Source organism: Citrobacter sp. CFNIH10, from assembly GCF_002934585.1.
GTDB lineage: Bacteria > Pseudomonadota > Gammaproteobacteria > Enterobacterales > Enterobacteriaceae > Citrobacter_A > Citrobacter_A amalonaticus.
The window spans coordinates 3031064-3046999 of sequence record NZ_CP026216.1 but is presented as its reverse complement, the minus strand read 5'-3'; the positions used below and the strand labels follow the sequence as shown (position 1 = coordinate 3046999).

Annotated in this window: 23 protein-coding genes and 2 pseudogenes; 22 read left to right on the top strand and 3 right to left on the bottom strand. The window is 48.3% G+C overall.

What is annotated here, in order from left to right; translation table 11 throughout:
* The first annotated feature begins 21 nt into the window (after positions 1 to 21).
* Positions 22 to 744 (top strand): inovirus-type Gp2 protein, encoded by a 723-nt coding sequence (locus tag C2U53_RS18205; RefSeq protein WP_104446215.1) that lies wholly within the window; start codon positions 22 to 24, stop codon positions 742 to 744.
* 847 nt (positions 745 to 1591) lie between these two features.
* Here the strand turns inward: C2U53_RS18205 and C2U53_RS18195 are convergent.
* Complete coding sequence (locus C2U53_RS18195; RefSeq protein WP_104446213.1) at positions 1592 to 2170, bottom strand: recombinase family protein; 579 nt, start codon at positions 2168 to 2170, stop codon at positions 1592 to 1594.
* Positions 2171 to 2897: 727 nt separating this feature from the next.
* Here C2U53_RS18195 and C2U53_RS18190 point away from each other — a divergent pair.
* Positions 2898 to 3065 (top strand): annotated as a pseudogene (locus tag C2U53_RS18190) (NADP-dependent isocitrate dehydrogenase); the annotation flags it as partial.
* A gap of 59 nt (positions 3066 to 3124) precedes the next feature.
* Here C2U53_RS18190 and C2U53_RS18185 read toward each other — a convergent pair.
* Positions 3125 to 3673: pseudogene (locus C2U53_RS18185) on the bottom strand (hypothetical protein); the annotation flags it as partial.
* Between the two features lie 51 nt (positions 3674 to 3724).
* Entirely contained in the window at positions 3725 to 4429 is a 705-nt protein-coding gene (locus tag C2U53_RS18180) for an IS6-like element IS26 family transposase (protein ID WP_001067855.1), read from the bottom strand.
* Positions 4430 to 5179: 750 nt separating this feature from the next.
* On the opposite strand from C2U53_RS18180, the gene C2U53_RS18170 reads away from it, so the two are divergent.
* The 20 genes from C2U53_RS18170 (at position 5180) to C2U53_RS18085 (ending at position 15749) form a co-directional block, all read left to right on the top strand.
* On the top strand, positions 5180 to 5515 hold the full coding sequence (locus tag C2U53_RS18170; RefSeq protein WP_007372266.1) for a hypothetical protein: 336 nt from the start codon (positions 5180 to 5182) through the stop codon (positions 5513 to 5515).
* A gap of 147 nt (positions 5516 to 5662) precedes the next feature.
* Entirely contained in the window at positions 5663 to 6256 is a 594-nt protein-coding gene (locus tag C2U53_RS18165) for a hypothetical protein (protein WP_007372267.1), read from the top strand.
* Between the two features lie 92 nt (positions 6257 to 6348).
* Complete coding sequence (locus C2U53_RS18160; protein WP_007372268.1) at positions 6349 to 6615, top strand: hypothetical protein; 267 nt, start codon at positions 6349 to 6351, stop codon at positions 6613 to 6615.
* Positions 6616 to 6723: 108 nt separating this feature from the next.
* Positions 6724 to 7182, top strand: a complete 459-nt coding sequence (locus C2U53_RS18155) for a hypothetical protein (protein WP_104446210.1) — start codon at positions 6724 to 6726, stop codon at positions 7180 to 7182.
* 35 nt (positions 7183 to 7217) lie between these two features.
* A complete protein-coding gene (locus C2U53_RS18150) occupies positions 7218 to 7694 on the top strand; it encodes a hypothetical protein (RefSeq protein ID WP_007372270.1) in 477 nt (158 codons plus the stop codon).
* Positions 7695 to 7768: 74 nt separating this feature from the next.
* A complete protein-coding gene (locus tag C2U53_RS18145) occupies positions 7769 to 8044 on the top strand; it encodes a hypothetical protein (RefSeq protein ID WP_007372271.1) in 276 nt (91 codons plus the stop codon).
* Between the two features lie 114 nt (positions 8045 to 8158).
* Positions 8159 to 8431: a hypothetical protein gene (locus tag C2U53_RS18140; RefSeq protein ID WP_007372272.1), complete on the top strand. Its 273-nt coding sequence runs from the start codon at positions 8159 to 8161 to the stop codon at positions 8429 to 8431.
* A 154-nt stretch (positions 8432 to 8585) separates the two neighbouring features.
* The gene (locus tag C2U53_RS29970) at positions 8586 to 8891 is read left to right on the top strand and encodes a hypothetical protein (RefSeq protein ID WP_016241563.1); all 306 of its coding nucleotides are present in this window, start codon (positions 8586 to 8588) and stop codon (positions 8889 to 8891) included.
* A gap of 12 nt (positions 8892 to 8903) precedes the next feature.
* Entirely contained in the window at positions 8904 to 9197 is a 294-nt protein-coding gene (locus C2U53_RS18130; protein ID WP_007372274.1) for a hypothetical protein, read from the top strand.
* Between the two features lie 94 nt (positions 9198 to 9291).
* The gene (gene dinG / locus C2U53_RS18125; RefSeq protein WP_016241562.1) at positions 9292 to 11364 is read left to right on the top strand and encodes an ATP-dependent DNA helicase DinG; all 2073 of its coding nucleotides are present in this window, start codon (positions 9292 to 9294) and stop codon (positions 11362 to 11364) included.
* 20 nt (positions 11365 to 11384) lie between these two features.
* Complete coding sequence (locus C2U53_RS18120) at positions 11385 to 11705, top strand: hypothetical protein (protein ID WP_016241561.1); 321 nt, start codon at positions 11385 to 11387, stop codon at positions 11703 to 11705.
* An 87-nt stretch (positions 11706 to 11792) separates the two neighbouring features.
* Positions 11793 to 12215 (top strand): hypothetical protein, encoded by a 423-nt coding sequence (locus C2U53_RS18115; RefSeq protein ID WP_024196082.1) that lies wholly within the window; start codon positions 11793 to 11795, stop codon positions 12213 to 12215.
* A gap of 81 nt (positions 12216 to 12296) precedes the next feature.
* A complete protein-coding gene (locus C2U53_RS29965) occupies positions 12297 to 12461 on the top strand; it encodes a hypothetical protein (RefSeq protein WP_007372277.1) in 165 nt (54 codons plus the stop codon).
* Between the two features lie 26 nt (positions 12462 to 12487).
* Positions 12488 to 12883 carry a hypothetical protein gene (locus C2U53_RS18110; RefSeq protein ID WP_024196081.1) on the top strand — a complete coding sequence of 132 codons (396 nt, stop codon included), beginning with the start codon at positions 12488 to 12490 and terminating at the stop codon, positions 12881 to 12883.
* A 181-nt stretch (positions 12884 to 13064) separates the two neighbouring features.
* Positions 13065 to 13256, top strand: a complete 192-nt coding sequence (locus tag C2U53_RS18105) for a hypothetical protein (RefSeq protein ID WP_016241560.1) — start codon at positions 13065 to 13067, stop codon at positions 13254 to 13256.
* Between the two features lie 130 nt (positions 13257 to 13386).
* Entirely contained in the window at positions 13387 to 14082 is a 696-nt protein-coding gene (locus tag C2U53_RS18100; RefSeq protein ID WP_007372278.1) for a hypothetical protein, read from the top strand.
* A complete protein-coding gene (locus C2U53_RS18095) occupies positions 14045 to 14302 on the top strand; it encodes a Lar family restriction alleviation protein (protein ID WP_306083951.1) in 258 nt (85 codons plus the stop codon). The genes C2U53_RS18100 and C2U53_RS18095 overlap by 38 nt, the downstream gene beginning before the upstream one ends.
* A 52-nt stretch (positions 14303 to 14354) precedes the next feature.
* Positions 14355 to 14813: a hypothetical protein gene (locus tag C2U53_RS18090; protein ID WP_035942286.1), complete on the top strand. Its 459-nt coding sequence runs from the start codon at positions 14355 to 14357 to the stop codon at positions 14811 to 14813.
* Positions 14814 to 14960: 147 nt separating this feature from the next.
* The gene (locus C2U53_RS29960; protein ID WP_007372281.1) at positions 14961 to 15101 is read left to right on the top strand and encodes a hypothetical protein; all 141 of its coding nucleotides are present in this window, start codon (positions 14961 to 14963) and stop codon (positions 15099 to 15101) included.
* A gap of 15 nt (positions 15102 to 15116) precedes the next feature.
* Positions 15117 to 15749: a hypothetical protein gene (locus C2U53_RS18085; protein WP_007372282.1), complete on the top strand. Its 633-nt coding sequence runs from the start codon at positions 15117 to 15119 to the stop codon at positions 15747 to 15749.
* The last annotated feature ends 187 nt before the right edge of the window (positions 15750 to 15936 follow it).

Genomic DNA, 15936 nt, shown 5'->3' with positions numbered 1-15936 from the left:
ACAATAAGGCTTGATTTAACAATGATGCAACAATCCCAAACGCAGTTCCAATCGTCGATTTTTTCGACCACTTGCTTTCGTACCGTCTACCATAAACACGGTCGTTACAAAACCATCAATGGCAACTCCTTTGTTCATGATGGTCACGAATACCGTATCAATACCAGAACCGATTCTGGTGTTCGCCATGATATTCTTATGGCGATGGTTAACGAGCTAAAAGCGATACAGAGACGCTACAGTCGAGTGTTTCTGACCCGTTTTGATCTTCACCTCCCTGAGTTCACTTCTGTTGACGCGGGTAACGAATACATCCGCAAACTGTTCAAACGATTGCGTGCCCGTCTGGAGTCTGGACACAAGAGCTTATCGGAGCCTATCATCGATTTTGCTTACGGTTGGGTATGCGAACAGGAAAAAGCATCACAACCCCATTACCATTGCTGGATTGCGCTCCCACATCGTCAGGTACGGTGGTTTGGAACGCCAGACAGAGGGATTGCTGGTATTATTACTGAGATCTGGATGAAACTGACTGGTGGGAAAGCAACACTGGTAAACTTGTCCAAAGCTACTAAAGACTATCCCGATCACTACGTCATTTATGATAAGGTTCCTGCAACACTCGAAGGTCCGGTATTCTGGCTTTCTTATCTGGCTAAAGAGCGTGGGAAGTCGCAAACAGGGAAGGGAACGCGCTTGTATTCAACTTCAAAGTTAAACCGTAAAACACTGGATTCGTAAATATTGCATAGGAAGCCCACAGCGGGCTTTTAATCAACCAGTGGTGGGTTGGTTTGTTTATGCGATGAAAGTCGCTTAGAATCGCTCTCAGAGCTTCTGGTGGTGTGTTTTGACAGTATCCCTTGGTTAACCTCTGATTATAGGTAACAGATCATAACAACTCAATAGACTGGAATCGTCAGAATGATTTGGTTATTCAACCTAAATGATTACATCAGGCAGAACTTGAGGCACATAGTGCCGATATTCAAGGGCGCAGCGAGCGAACAATTTTATGTTCAAAACCTGATCCACAAAGAAATCAGATATCCTCGCGAAGCGAGGGACACGACCGAAGGGAGTGTCCAATGTCCACTTTTATAATATATATTATATATAGGGAAAAGTGGACATTTTAGATTAAAACTTGAACAGTTTAATACCTATTCGTCTTCGCTTCGCTTGACGAAACTCGCTTCGCTCGTGGTTTTTCATTTCATAGCTGATTTGAGAGTGATATAAATTTCAATCAGTCTGATTTGGATATTTGATCTGATACTCTGATTAAGAGTAGATTCTTCGGCACTGCGTGCCTCGTACTTTAATTAGAAATCCTGCCTATAACGCATTCTAAGCCTTTCTAAGGTTGTGGTAGTGCATTTCATTATCTGCGCGATTTAAACCTCTCACAGCTTCACACAGGCTGTTTTAGAACGGTTTTCAATGTTTGTTTGATAAACTTTCCATTACCGCTGATTGGTTTTAGTTTTTCATGAACATGTTTCCGGTTTGTGGTCTGTGGTACATTATTTTTCAATGTAACGCAGAGCTACCTCCTATGTTGGCGAGGTAACTGGGTGTGGCTGCATCAGGCTTGCTGTACGTTCCAGTTCCGTTTGATGGTCGGAAGACTCAACCCTAATTCAGCAGCCGCTTTTGACTGGCTGAGACCTCTGCTCCTCGCTTCCTGAACTCGCTTACGAGTATCTTTTGCAACCGGACGACCTAACTTTTTACCTTCCTTCCTTGCTCGTTCAAGTCCTTCCTTGGTTCGCTCGGTAATGCGTGATTTTTCAAACTCAGCGAAAGCGGAAAACATTTGCAACATTAGCTTCCCTTCAGCGTTTGCAAGGTTACGGACGGGAAGATCGAGCGATACTACGTCAATCCCTTTTTCAACCAGCATTGAGATGGTTTGTTGTACATCAATGTTATCGCGGCCCAGACGGTCCAGTTTCAATACAACCAGTTGATCCCCAGTTTCGAGCTTATGATTAACCATATCCGCGAAGGCCTGGCGCTGCATAGCCTGAACTCCACCAGAAACGATTTCAGAGATTACACGATTATCAGTGACCTCATATCCGGCCTGACGAATTGCCAGAATCTGATTATCTGTTGTTTGTTCGCTGGTCGAAACACGACAGTAGGCAAATACACGACTCATAACCTTCCCTTTGATGGTATCAAAAACGGTATCATAATGTCATGGTGGTATCATAAAAGCAATATGCTAATTTTTTGAACCCTGTTTTGCATATGATTTACTGGTGTCGTAAAACGGTCGATTGTTGATGCCAGTTGCGGCCTTTTATACAACAGGAAACGACTGAATGATTTTTGACCTAAGTTGAATTGGTATGGAGGGCACTGCCGACAGCATATGCAACTTTATTTCCACCTTGTTCAATCTGATATCCTCCAACCGTGCTGTCACCTGAAGCATAATTGTAACGGCTCGCAATCGAAATTTCACCGACTCGCAATAATCCCATTTTTCGGCTCGGATTAACTGCAAATGAAAAATGCTCCCGGCTCACATTAAGTGATAATCAGCTCGCAATCAGCCAGATGGACTCGCAATCCATTTTGGCTGACCCACAATAACTGCAAATGAAAAAAACGTCTCGTTTGGCTCTAGATGTCGAATGTTGGTTGTCTTGTAAATCTGGTTCAAACCTTTATGAGGCGGCATTACCGTCTCATTGATCTGTATGTTTTGGGTAGACTCTAACTAGACGGCCAACATGAGTGTAAGGGCCAATTTCATTTTCACTTAACGTGAGCCGACAAAATTTGATTGCGAGTCCGACTGTTTTCGATTGCGAGCCACTACACATAATGAATGACACTGCCAGGACCAACGACTGCATACCGGGAAAAACTGGTAATGGTTACTGCTGCGTCATATGGAATGGTTCGAAGCGGTTGACCTGATTGTTAAAGGCATGGAAGTCGCTATCGAAGCTAAGACCGTAACCTATGACTTCGAACGTCTGATGGAAGGCGCTAACCTGCTGAAATGTCCAGAGTTTAGCGACGCGATTATCGCGAATATGTAATTAAAATAGCGTAAAGCCCCGCCTTTAAGTAAAGAGCGGGGCTTTATTATCACTGAGGTTCAGAGCGAGATTGCTGTAACCTCACCTTTATCGATGGGCGCGTAGTACCAGAATTGTTGGTTAATTTCTGCCTGTTTCATCTTTTCAGGCTGAATCATTTTCTTCACGCCATCCACAGTTACCGTCATCTGCAAGGAGAGTGGGGTCGTGCTAATAACGACTAAATCACCTTCCGTATTACTGTAGGCCACAGTATCGTTAGCGAGTTTATGCTGCTGCCCATCAGCAACCACTGAATAGTCAAACTTCACTTTCTTCTTGATAATGGTCTGAACACCATAATAGTCGCCGTAGACTGCGGGATCGTGGAAGAAACCAAAGTGACCACCACTGTTTTGCAATTTGACAAAATAGTAATCAGGGATGGTAAACGCCTGTTTTCCTGCCGCAAGCTGCTGGCTAATAACTTTTTGCCTGACCACTTCCTGACGGGCTGTTTTTTCGTACGCGTTGTACATCATGGGATAAGACCATAAGAAAGTTATCCCACATAGCGCGGTAACGGCAGCCGTACCGATGACTCCTGCTCTAACACCGCTGGTTAATAGGCACTGTTGCAAAGTTAGCGATGAGGCAGCCTTTTGTCTTATTCAAAGGCCTTACATTTCAAAAACTCTGCTTACCAGGCGCATTTCGCCCAGGGGATCACCATAATAAAATGCTGAGGCCTGGCCTTTGCGTAGTGCACGCATCACCTCAATACCTTTGATGGTGGCGTAAGCCGTCTTCATGGATTTAAATCCCAGCGTGGCGCCGATTATCCGTTTCAGTTTGCCATGATCGCATTCAATCACGTTGTTCCGGTACTTAATCTGTCGGTGTTCAACGTCAGACGGGCACCGGCCTTCGCGTTTGAGCAGAGCAAGCGCGCGACCATAGGCGGGCGCTTTATCCGTGTTGATGAATCGCGGGATCTGCCACTTCTTCACGTTGTTGAGGATTTTACCCAGAAACCGGTATGCAGCTTTGCTGTTACGACGGGAGGAGAGATAAAAATCGACAGTGCGGCCCCGGCTGTCGACGGCCCGGTACAGATACGCCCAGCGGCCATTGACCTTCACGTAGGTTTCATCCATGTGCCACGGGCAAAGATCGGAAGGGTTACGCCAGTACCAGCGCAGCCGTTTTTCCATTTCAGGCGCATAACGCTGAACCCAGCGGTAAATCGTGGAGTGATCGACATTCACTCCGCGTTCAGCCAGCATCTCCTGCAGCTCACGGTAACTGATGCCGTATTTGCAGTACCAGCGTACGGCCCACAGAATGATGTCACGCTGAAAATGCCGGCCTTTGAATGGGTTCATGTGCAGCTCCATCAGCAAAAGGGGATGATAAGTTTATCACCACCGACTATTTGCAACAGTGCCTTTTTAGAATTAGCGATAATAGCGTTGCTTATTACGTATTTTTACACTCAGAAACCTTCGTCACATGAATAGGGTATGGTTCACTGAATAGACAAAGACGTTAAATCTGGTCAGCTACAGAAAGGAGGATTTATGTAAATGCTCTCGTTACGTTCAAACTCTTAAAAAACTGCCGCGCCTGCCTATATAAGCCAGGCTGTAGACCTGAAGTCTACAAATTTAGCGTTACTGACAATTCACAATCCAGTGAACCGGCCCACACTAAGGAGGTTATATGCGAACGCGTAACTTTAAATCTGAGTCTATGTAATCTGATCAGCTGGCGCTGCCGAGAATGGCGGACTCCGCTACCCCGGTGATAGACCGGGGTAGCAGGAAGAAAGAGTAACGATTTACCGGTTTTAAAACCAAATTTTCGTCAAATGGGATACAAGCGCCCAAGGCCGGTTCCCGTCTGACAGACCGAAGTTGTGATGTGTGCATCGCCCCCCTGGAAGTTGTTTTATTGAATTGCTGTGTGTAGTTTTGCGGGGATAATACCCCGCTTTTTTTTTGCTTATTCTTCTTCGTCACCCCACCTTCCTGTGCCATCATACGTATAGAAAATAACTTTTCACTTCTGACCCTTTTTCAGTTGAAGTCTTATGATTTGATATTCCGCTAATACACACACATTAAGGAATGAAAATGAGCAACGATATTCATAACAAAATTGCTGATGCTTTAGCTTCTGTTGGTTTAAAACTTTCCGATGGATATACCCGGGCCGCACTCTTACTGAAGATGAAAGGTTCAGTTAGTCTCAATTTTGCTGTTGATGGCAAACCTGTCACTGTCACTCTCCATATGACTGAATCGGGTGATGTTACTGCTACCACTGATTATGACGATTCAACCGCTACTGCCGCAGCAGCAGCCGCAGCCACTACAACGCCAACACAAGAGTCGGTGGAAAAACCAGCAGAAGAGTCGGTGGAAGAGCCAGAAAAAAGTAATACACGAAAAGGCCCAAGGCCTAAGTAATAACTGCGCTGGAACTACATGTTGGCATAATTATAAATATCAAAACTGGCGGGGTTAAATCCCCGCTTTTTTATGCCCGATTTCCTTCGTCACCTGAATACCCCGTGAGACTATAAGTAAACAAAACGAACAACACGGGGCAACGCCATGACCACCAGCAAAGAGAAAAATGTATTCTACGTTCACTACTATGAATCCGACTCCAGTGGTGGCGAACTGCCACTGATGCGCATTGAAGCGGAGAACGAAGATGAAGCCAACCTGATCTGTCTTCGCAACCTCGCGGATGTTTATGACGTTGATCATGACGACATCAGTCTTGAAGACGGCTTCGAAGTGAACGGCAATAGCGTTTATCTGCAAGGTATCTACCCGGCGACCTCAGAGCAGGCACTGGTAGTTGATGCGGTATTTAATATGACTTCTGTAGAACCAGTCGCTGAGGCTGTGACCGGCACGGCGGAATCCGCCTGCGGTATCAGCCTGGTCTCTGATAAGGTCTGGCTGGAAAGCTGGTTCGACCTCGAAGACAAATTTGCTGATCAGATGGCCCACGTCGCTGAAGATGACAAGTCTGATACACGCTTCTTGCTCTACCGTGACCAGGTCATCGATGTGCGTGAATGCGAGACATCTTCTGTCCCAGGCTGGGATCTCCAGTTCGGCTTGAGCGGCGGTACGCAGATGCTATTCATTCGCCTTTCTGATGATGGCGATCACGTTGCACTGGGTCTCGAATAACTGCTGCCTGCGCCCGGGCTTGTTTGCCCGGGTTGCTCCCCTCCCCTGAATCAAACCGAGTATCATGACATCATTCTGAGGAGTACCAGACGATGAGCGAAGTAAAGCACTTCAGCATCACGAAAACCGTTGATTTTTACATCAATGAAGCATCCCCGGAAATTATTGCGGGCCGCAGGATCTATCTGGAAACCGTATTGATTCCTCGCCTTCGTACCGGCCTTGCCGTGCTCAATAAGATGGGCCTGACCGAGCGTGAAGATATGGAGCTGCGCGATGTGTACCAGCGTGGCGTGGAATTTTTTGACAAATTGTTCGATGGCCCTGTCCCGCAGGCCAATACCACCACCAGCCACTAATCCGCAAATTTTGTCCTTTTTTTACCCGGCTCTGACTTCGTCACCCGGGTAACCAGTGATTTAATAAGTAAACAAAACGAACATACCAATAATCACTGGGGATGCACCATGTTTAAAAGTCTGTCTGAATTGATGACCAGCGTTGGCAAGACTGATGCGCATAAAGTCTCGATAGTCCAGGTTAAAACCGGTGTCACCTCGTGGGGCCGCAAAAACCAGTCATCCCGGCCTACGGCTGAATACCAGATCTGGATGGATACTCCTGACAACGACAGTCGTATCGTCCTGAAGCTGAATTTCGTGCTGAGTTCCCGCCGTAACCAGCCTGAGAAGAATGCGCCCCTGAATATTGAAATCAGCCAGTACGCTAACTGGGATACGGTGAAACGCGCCTGGGCGGAATGCGCTCCTGAACGCTATATGCGGCTGGAGAATGAAACGACAGATGAGTTTATGTCCACCAGCGGGGTCTGGGAAGAAGCATCCGTCATCACCAATGACATGCAGCCGGATTACCGCTACTTCTATCCAGGCACGTCCTATTACGTGGCAAACGACAGCTCCTGAAGCCAGAAAACACACCATATAACCGAGGATCTACCATGACCGACGCTATCCAGACTGCCCCTGAAAGCTTCAGCCTTTCTTCCCTGACCGACCTGTATCGCACAGTGCAGGCAACCGAGTCCCACGCTCTTTCAATGATGCGTGTCCAGAGGGGGATCACCTCCTGGGGGAGCCGTCGTATAACTGACCGCCGAACTGAGGGGTTCACCGTCTTTCTGGATGCGCCGGATAACGCCAGCCGTATTACTGTTAAAACGGAGTTCGTGCTGAATGCAGCAAAGACCGGCCCTGATACGTCTAATGATCTGGTGGTGGAAGCGCGTGAACATTCAGGCTGGGATGAGAGCCGGAATTGTTTCACTGTTACCCGCGAGATCGGCGAACTGCGGGTTAATGCTGGTGGTGAAAATCATGCTGCTACACTTCGTCAGCTGTGGAAGCTGCTTCACGCGCAGGCAAAAGCCTACCAGTCCAGAAATACTGCCGGTAACGCCACCTGGCTTATGTTCTGATAAGCCCCGGGCATGGTAATGTGCGTCACGACATTACGCCGTGGCGCACTACGTTCGTTTAGAAGGAAATGAAGATGAAAATAAGCCAGCTGGAAGTCGGGATGAGTGTCTGGTCGGTTAGCCGGGTAAATATGGGCAACACCACACTTAAAACAGTTGTCGTCCACCCGGTCGTGATTGTCGAAGTCCATGATAACCACGTCATAGCCACCTGGAATGGTAACGCCCCGCGTCGTTTCGGTGAGTCCGTCGTTAAGGGCTGGAAGAAAGAAAAGCCGTTGCTGATCCGTGAAGGTTTCGGGCAAATGCGCCTGGCTACCAGGGAAGAGAAAGCGCTGGCTGGTAAGTAACCCCCTTCGTGACCTGTATGACCCGTGGTGTAATGGCTCCGACAACCTGGCAGTTTTCGCAACGCAACACTCTGCCGCAAATCACCCTCCACGGGGCCAGACAGGGAATACACGATGACCGATGCCATTCTCTCTGAAGAGCTGTACTTCAAATACCTCAACACCTACGAACGCGAAAGCAGGTTTCGCATTGACTCTTTTCGCTTTGATGGCGAGCCTCAGTGGACAACCAAATTCGGTCAAGCTCGCATCCGCCCTTCTCAGGTACGTGTACTGCTCTGCCGCTGCGGGGCAAACAACTGGAAAGACGATGGCAGGTTCGCCAATGAGTACTGCTGCGACAGCTGCGGACAGTTCGTGGAGGTGCTACAGCATAACGACCGTTGATTCGCGTCCCGGGGCCGGAGCTGATGGCTCACTGATAAACCATTTCAGACCGACATATTCATTCTGATAATACCCGACGTATCGCCTTCGTCACCTGCCGGGCCCGTGTTGTACTGGTATCAGTACAACATAAAACGAGATCACGGGGCGCATCATGCAGACACTGACCGACGTATTCAGCGATAAGGCGAATAAAGCCTTTCATTCGATTTTCGCCGATTTCCTGCCCACCAGCGCGGATGGGGTAATCACCTTTACGGTTCGCGGCTATGGCGGAAAAACTGCCTGCATGACCGTCCCCTCTGGAACCCCGGTTTTCGTCTTTGGCACTGAAGAGCTCGCCGACTTCCATCGCTCCGCCGTGGCGGGTGAATTCTACATCGTTGATCACGGTGGTTTCCGCACCCTGAATCAACAGGTAGAACGTGGCCGCGTCCCAGTCATCTACGACATCCTCTGAAGGGATCCGATTATGGCAATCGACACAGTTTACCGCCTGCGGCTCGATTTCGACGTGTATAACGGCGATGTCATCGACACCAAAGAGCAGGAAGACAAAGACCAGATCTCCATTGCGAAAATCACCCAATTTATCTTCGATGCCTCCGTTCGGCTCAAGCTTGATGCCTGCGAAACCAGCGATGGCGGGCCAGCACATGGGCCTTACTGTGTTCTTGAGCACTGCAACCGAGCTGTACTGGAACAGGCCGAAACTGAAATTAAACGCTATGTGAGACGCTTTAAAGGCCATTCACTGGAAGACTGATGAACCCGGTACATCCACCAGCATGAGGATGTACCTGACTTCGATAGCCGCTGCCGGGCTGTGCCTCCTGAGCAGCAGAGGACAAGGTACGGATATGCCAGACAATAAACCCCGGATGACTGCCGCTGAAATGACTGAGCGAGCCTATCACTTCTTCCTGGACGCAAAGGGTCTGTCCCCTCGTGCCGGGCAGGTAGACATGATGGCGTTTTGCAGCGCAGTCGTTAACGCTACCCCCGCTGAGGAGCAGTATCGCGTCGGGGTTATTGAGGCCGGTACGGGGACAGGGAAAACACTCGGGTATTGTCTGCCGCTGATCCCCCTGGCGATGGAAAAGCATAAGACGCTGATCATCTCCACGGCAACCGTTGCGCTTCAGGAACAAATCATCTCCAAGGATCTGCCAGAAATACAGGCGAGAGCGGGCCTGAGCTTCTCCTATGCGATGGCGAAGGGCCGTAGCCGTTACTTCTGCCAGATGCGCTGTGACGTTCATATGGAAAGCGAGATGAATGCCTATGGCTACATCCGCGATGATGTGGAGGATATCAGCAAGGCCTTTGCTGGTGGTCACTGGACAGGAGAGCGTGATTCCTATCCTGATGAGATCAATGAGGCGGTATGGGGTCGGGTCAATGCTATTGGCAGTCAGTGCCCTAAAAAGCGTTGCCCACATTATCACCGTTGTCCGTTCTTCCTCGCCCGCGCCCTGCTGGAGTCGGTGGATGTGGTTATCGCCAACCATGACATCGTATTGTCTGACCTGTCACTGGGAGGCGGTATTATCCTTCCCCCGCAGGAAGAGTCCATTTATGTGTTCGACGAAGGTCACCACGTTCCGCAGAAAGCAATTAACCACTTTGCGACCTCCGCCTCTCTCGATGCCAGCAGGCATTTCATGAGCGAAATCTTCGACATGGTAATGACCATGCCAGAGTCCTACGGCGGGACTATGGAAAAGCACGTGCAGCAGCTGGTGGAGCTTGCGGGCCATGCCGGTGATGAGCTCGGTGAGCTGCGGGGGACACTTTTACGCTCCCTGAACTGGCGAAACGATCACGAAATGCCAAATGGCACGGAATCGGACATCTATCGCTTCCCGGAAGGTTTCGTTCCTGAAGATATTGCGGCCCTGTTTAAGCCTGGGTTAAAGACAGTAAACGAGATGCAGAATATCGTTGTGAAAATGACGGCGATTGTAGATGAGGCCGGGCGGGATATCAGCGAGGAAGAACTGGCCCTTCAAAAGATGGCTGTCGGCGAGCTGGCAAATCGCCTGGCGGGTATGCATCAGGCTCTGGCCTCATACTGCGGGAATAAAACCGTCTCTGGTATGCCTATGGCCCGGTGGATTAACGTCCGTCGTACTAAACGCAGCACCGAAGTGGTGATTAATTGCAGTCCGGTCTATGCGGGCGAACACCTGAAATCCGAGCTCTGGTCGAAGGCTTATGCCACCATTGTGACCTCGGCAACAATCCGCTCCCTTAGCAAGTTTGACGCATTCCTGGAGCAGGCCGGTCTTCCAGTCGATACACCTACCCTGCTGGCCCGCAGCCCGTTTGATTACCAGAACAACGGCGTGTTGTTCATCCCCCGTATGCGCTCGGTTCCGACCAATCATGAAGAACATACGGCGGAGATCATCGAACTCCTTCCCAAACTGGTGCTTCGGCTTCAGGGTTGCCTCGTGCTGTTCGCCTCCCGCAGGCAGATGGAAGAAGTCAGCAAGGCGATGCCTCAACACATTTCACCGCTTCTGCTGATACAGGGGGCACTTCCAAAACGGGAAATACTGCTGCGCCATAAGCTCAGAATCGACCGTGGTGAGCCGAGCATTATCTTTGGTATGGCTTCTTTCAGTGAAGGGGTGGATCTGCCTGGCGTGTACTGCAACAACGTCATCATTGCCAAGCTGCCTTTTAGCGTTCCGACCGACCCGGTGGGCCAGACCCTGACGGAGTGGCTGGAGAAAAACGGGCGTGATGCTTTCCGGGAAATCTCGATACCGGAGGCCTGCCTCAAACTGACCCAGTCCGTTGGTCGGCTTATCCGCACAGAGAGCGATACCGGCGCGGTGACTATCCTGGATAAACGCCTGAAGACAAAAGCCTACGGGAAAGACATCCTCGCATCCCTGCCCCCTTTCAGGCGCGAAATTCGTTAATCAACAGTCGAGAGGTTGCTATGCATAAAATTGAATGCCCACGCTGTCTGGGTGGTAAGGGTGAGATCCGAGCGTTCCGGCACGTTCAAGGCGGTGTGTGTTTTCGCTGCAAGGGCCGGGGGTATGTCGAGGTGAAAACCATCCCGAAGCCTTCTATCCGGTTTGTTGCTATGCAGAAATGGGCAAATCCAGAGGACGTTAACTACAACAATGGGGATTTTATCAGGACGTTCTATTTCAAGGCCCGAAGTCAGGCTGAAGCAACAAAGAAGCTTCAGAAAAAACTCGGCGCGTCAGGTCGTGAGTTTTATGCCACTCCTGCGGATGATGTCCAGCAATAAATGGGGGCGTTTTGTAGTGGTTTATTCACTCTGAAATCTATCACTCTGGTTATGATTGGTTTCGAAACAAATGACAGGTGGTAACACATGAAAAACCAGGCTAAAACACAACATTCTGTTTTTAAGTTCATTCGAGCTGCGATTCCGGTAACAGTTCTATCGGCTATACAGTACGCTGTCATTTCTACATTGCTGGTGGTTGGAAAAATTGACCTTCAATGGTCGGAACTCGCTACATCACTTCCGTTATGTATTATTGCAATATTCTCAACAGCATTTGTATTTTACGACCCAAATGAATATGAGTACTTTCTTTCAGTGCTGGGAATGCTTACCGTTTGGGTTTTAGTGTTTATTGCATCAATACTCCTACTTGTAATCGCGCGAGGTTTTTCCTTCATCACAAGCAATTATGTAACATATGCTGAATTGGCTTCCTATTCCATACAGATAGGAATGATGATTGTATTTTACTTCAAGAGGGATAGTCTTAATCAACAGACCCTATAGATACAGTATTTCGCGATTAATATTATCATTGAACATTAACGCACAAAATTTACCCCCACGTCATACAAGGTTACCGATGCAATGAAAAATAAAATTATCGATGCAAAACTTGCATTTTTTAAAGTAGAGGGAACTCCAAGTACTGGTCACGTTGTGGTTATCGGGAAACCATCATCTGGGAAAAGTTTCTGCCTTACTGATGAAATAACGCGTTTGTTAAAAGCAGGTAAAAACCACGAAAATTAATTTGAATATTGCAAGCGGGGTTTGCTATGACATCAATTATTACCACTTTATATGAAAAACTTTCATTTCGTGTGCTCGCAGTTCCGCTGATTATTTTCAGCATTGAATTTTTGATATGGGCAGTGCTTATTCGAGAAAATGTTATATCCGGGGACTGGCCTTTGTATAGAACTTGTTTGTTCGCTTGTTTTTCCTCGCTGATTATAACTGGATTCACATTCCAGAATCCTGAAGGCAGTGATTTCCTAAAGGCAGCAGCAGGTCTCCTTGGATGTCTGGCCTTGGGGGGATTGATAATTATTATTTATTATATTGGCACTCTCGAATTTCCGATTATCACTGCCAAGATGGTTTGGATTTTCATGATGGCAAGCTTTACGTCTCAGCTTTTCACTTGCCTGATGAAATCGATGACTGATTAATTTGAAGTTCAGCAAAAACAATTGCAGAGCAAAGTTATTTATTCACTCATTTTGCGATCTAAGTATGCTTACGCTGAAGTAACCGAAAAGTACCTTTCTTGAAAAGTTTTTTCGGGATTTTAGGAGAAATGGATAATGGCATTCTCACTTACTTTCCATCAATACATTCTGGAGTAATAACATGTTTACTTTAGTTCTCGTGATTGGGCTTTATTCAAGTGGTCTTAATCCAAGTGGTGTCACCTCTCAGAAAATACCTGACTACAAAACCTATGATGAATGCCAGAGTGCCGCGCCTAAAGCAAAGCGTGGGGAAACTATCACCATCTTAAGTTATTGCATTCCCCAGCCTGCGGATAAGACAAAGGCGTAAAGGCTTCGCTATATGTGAATTATCGAAGGGGTGTCCATTTCATACCCGATTACTTCGTCAATTGTCGACCGGTGGGATAATAGGATTAAAACAGTTTTTAGCTTCACGATATTATGGAGAAACCGCCGTCATGCACCCATTCGATTCGGTCAGAGTAAAACTGAGTTTTGCCGGAAAGCCACCAGCGGCTTTACTGCAAAGCGCCCTATTTCTTGAAAATCAGCGTCCCGAATCCTCCAGTTGGAGCGACCCGGGCACGGCGGGTAATACACTGCTTCGCGACATCCTCCGGTCACAACCGGTTGAACTGAGCACTCTACAAGGCGTGGTTAATCTGACTACTGGCAACCTCGGTAAAGCCGAATGTAGTGAGTTGCTTGCACTGATGGGCCTTCGTAGCTTCGGTGAAGAAGCTGCTGAGTTAATGGTTCGCAATGCGTCAATGGTTTTTGCGAGTGGACAGGCTAATGCAAAGAACCTGATTCGCATGGAAGTCACTAAATCACACCTTACTTCTGATAAGCAGGTCATTGTCAGTACTGAAACCCTTGAGCGGCGTATGTACGTCATGAACAGCAACGGTATCTGCTTCGTCGTTGAGCCTGAGATCTGCCTTGATGCCGAGAAACTGCCGGGCGCGGATTTCTTTATCACTGAAGACGAAATGGATGCTGCGGGCGTGAGCCGCTGGGGTGAAAACGGCAGTCAGCACTGGCGATGCATGGTTACCTGGTTCAATGGCAGTAGCACCATCATGAACGAAATGGGACACATGTACGAGCTCGGTGATGAACCTGAAATTCGGCTCAATAGCTTCGGTGGATAAAGCCCACCAGCGAGGAAATACGATGAGACACGATAACGTCAAGCCCTGCCCTTTCTGCGGTTGTTCATCTATCCGGGTTCGGGAGATTTCGAATAATTTTCGCGCCTGCTGCAATTCCTGTGAGGCCACGGTGGCGTTTCAGGACTCCGAACAAGCCGCTGTGACGCGCTGGAATACCCGCGCTGAAGAGAAACAATCTGGCGGACTCCAGTCAGCATAAATTAAGCCCCGGGCTGCTCTGGGCCTGAATACCGATAAGAGGAAACACCGACATGAAATTTTACATCAGCGACGTTTTATGGAAATCCGGGCAGGCATTCATTTTCTCGTTTGTCACTGCTCCGGCAGTTGCGTTACTGCTCATTCTGTTCTGCACAGTTCTTACCAGTTCACCATCCAAGGTCTTCCTCGATCAGGCCCGTAGTCTGGTTGGAAATGCCACCAGCACCTCGGTCATGGTTTGCCCTGAAGAGAAATCAGTGTTTGCCGCGTTCCGCTCCTCAGAATGCCAGCGACACGTGGTGAATGCCGATGATGCCATTAAACAATGGGACTCGCTGTTGCTCAAAGGCTACCTGATAGTGGCGGGTATCGCTCTTATCTGCTGGATGGTAAGCGAGGCAGTTAACTACCGCAGAAAGCCGTGGCGCTATGGGATCCGTCCCTCTGATATGACATTTAGCTATACAAAACTCGTGCCGAAAGAATCCGATGATGACGCGGATAAATAACCACTCATTTAGCACGGCAGACAGCCGGTCAATGCCAGCAGCACAGGGGGCAGTATGGGTAGACCTACAGGCAATATCGTCAGACTCACAAAATCAACAGGCCGCAGCAGCGACTTTTTCGGGCCATGTGAGTTGTGTGGAAAACATATGTCAGAAGCATTCCGTACCCGAAAAGCGCGTGAGTGGCAGCGTGAAAATGGCGAACTCTATTACGGCCATGATTCCGCCGTCATGTATGCACATGAAAAATGCATTCTGAATCTGGAAAGCAAATTTACCTCAAATTAACGACTGGTGAGATTTATGAAAATACCTCTGGGTAAGACGTTCCCAATTTTTTTTATCTTATTGGTGGTGGTGCTGGGGGGCGCTATCGCCGAGAAACTGCTATGGGAGGGACACCTCTATCCCGATTTTCTTATCAGTGATGCCTATGTGGCGAAAGATACTCAATTGCAGGCCAGTAACGACACAACACTGTTGAAGCAGTGCTACGCTCAGCACTTAACTGGATGTGAAAAGTATTATAGAAGCTTCAGCCAACTGGAGGTCAGGGGTAACGATCTCAAGTCGCTGTGTAAAGTCCTGACAAATAACACTGATCTGGACGTCTTTCAGAGTGATGCTCAATTGCTGGTTCGTTGCTCACGATGGAATGTTTTCCGTGTAATTCCATTTAAACCTACAGATAACGCAACTGATAAATTTAAGCCAATGGTCGATATGGTTGGGAGCTGGATGGCCTACAACCGGCTCTCAAAAGAGCTACTTCATGAAGATCCGGTCGATATCTTTTTTGTTGGACTGGATGAGGGAAAAAAGCAACTATCCCTGAAATATTGCTTTACCGGGGTTGATCAAATTCCTCCTCAAGTAGCTTTCCAGCGATGTGACACCGAGTCGGATACGACTAAAACCCAGAGTGACAAATCATGATGACATTTCTCGCTAATTTGCATCGCCATACTACGGCCTGCCGCAGCTTCGCATTCTTCACTCTGGTCTCCGGCCCGGCGATTGCTTTATTTATCACGTTCATCTGCATGAACTATTCAGGTTCACCTTCAGCGCATCTGGTTAGTGCAGCCAGGGCTGTCATTGATGGTGCTCCGGTCGGCAAACT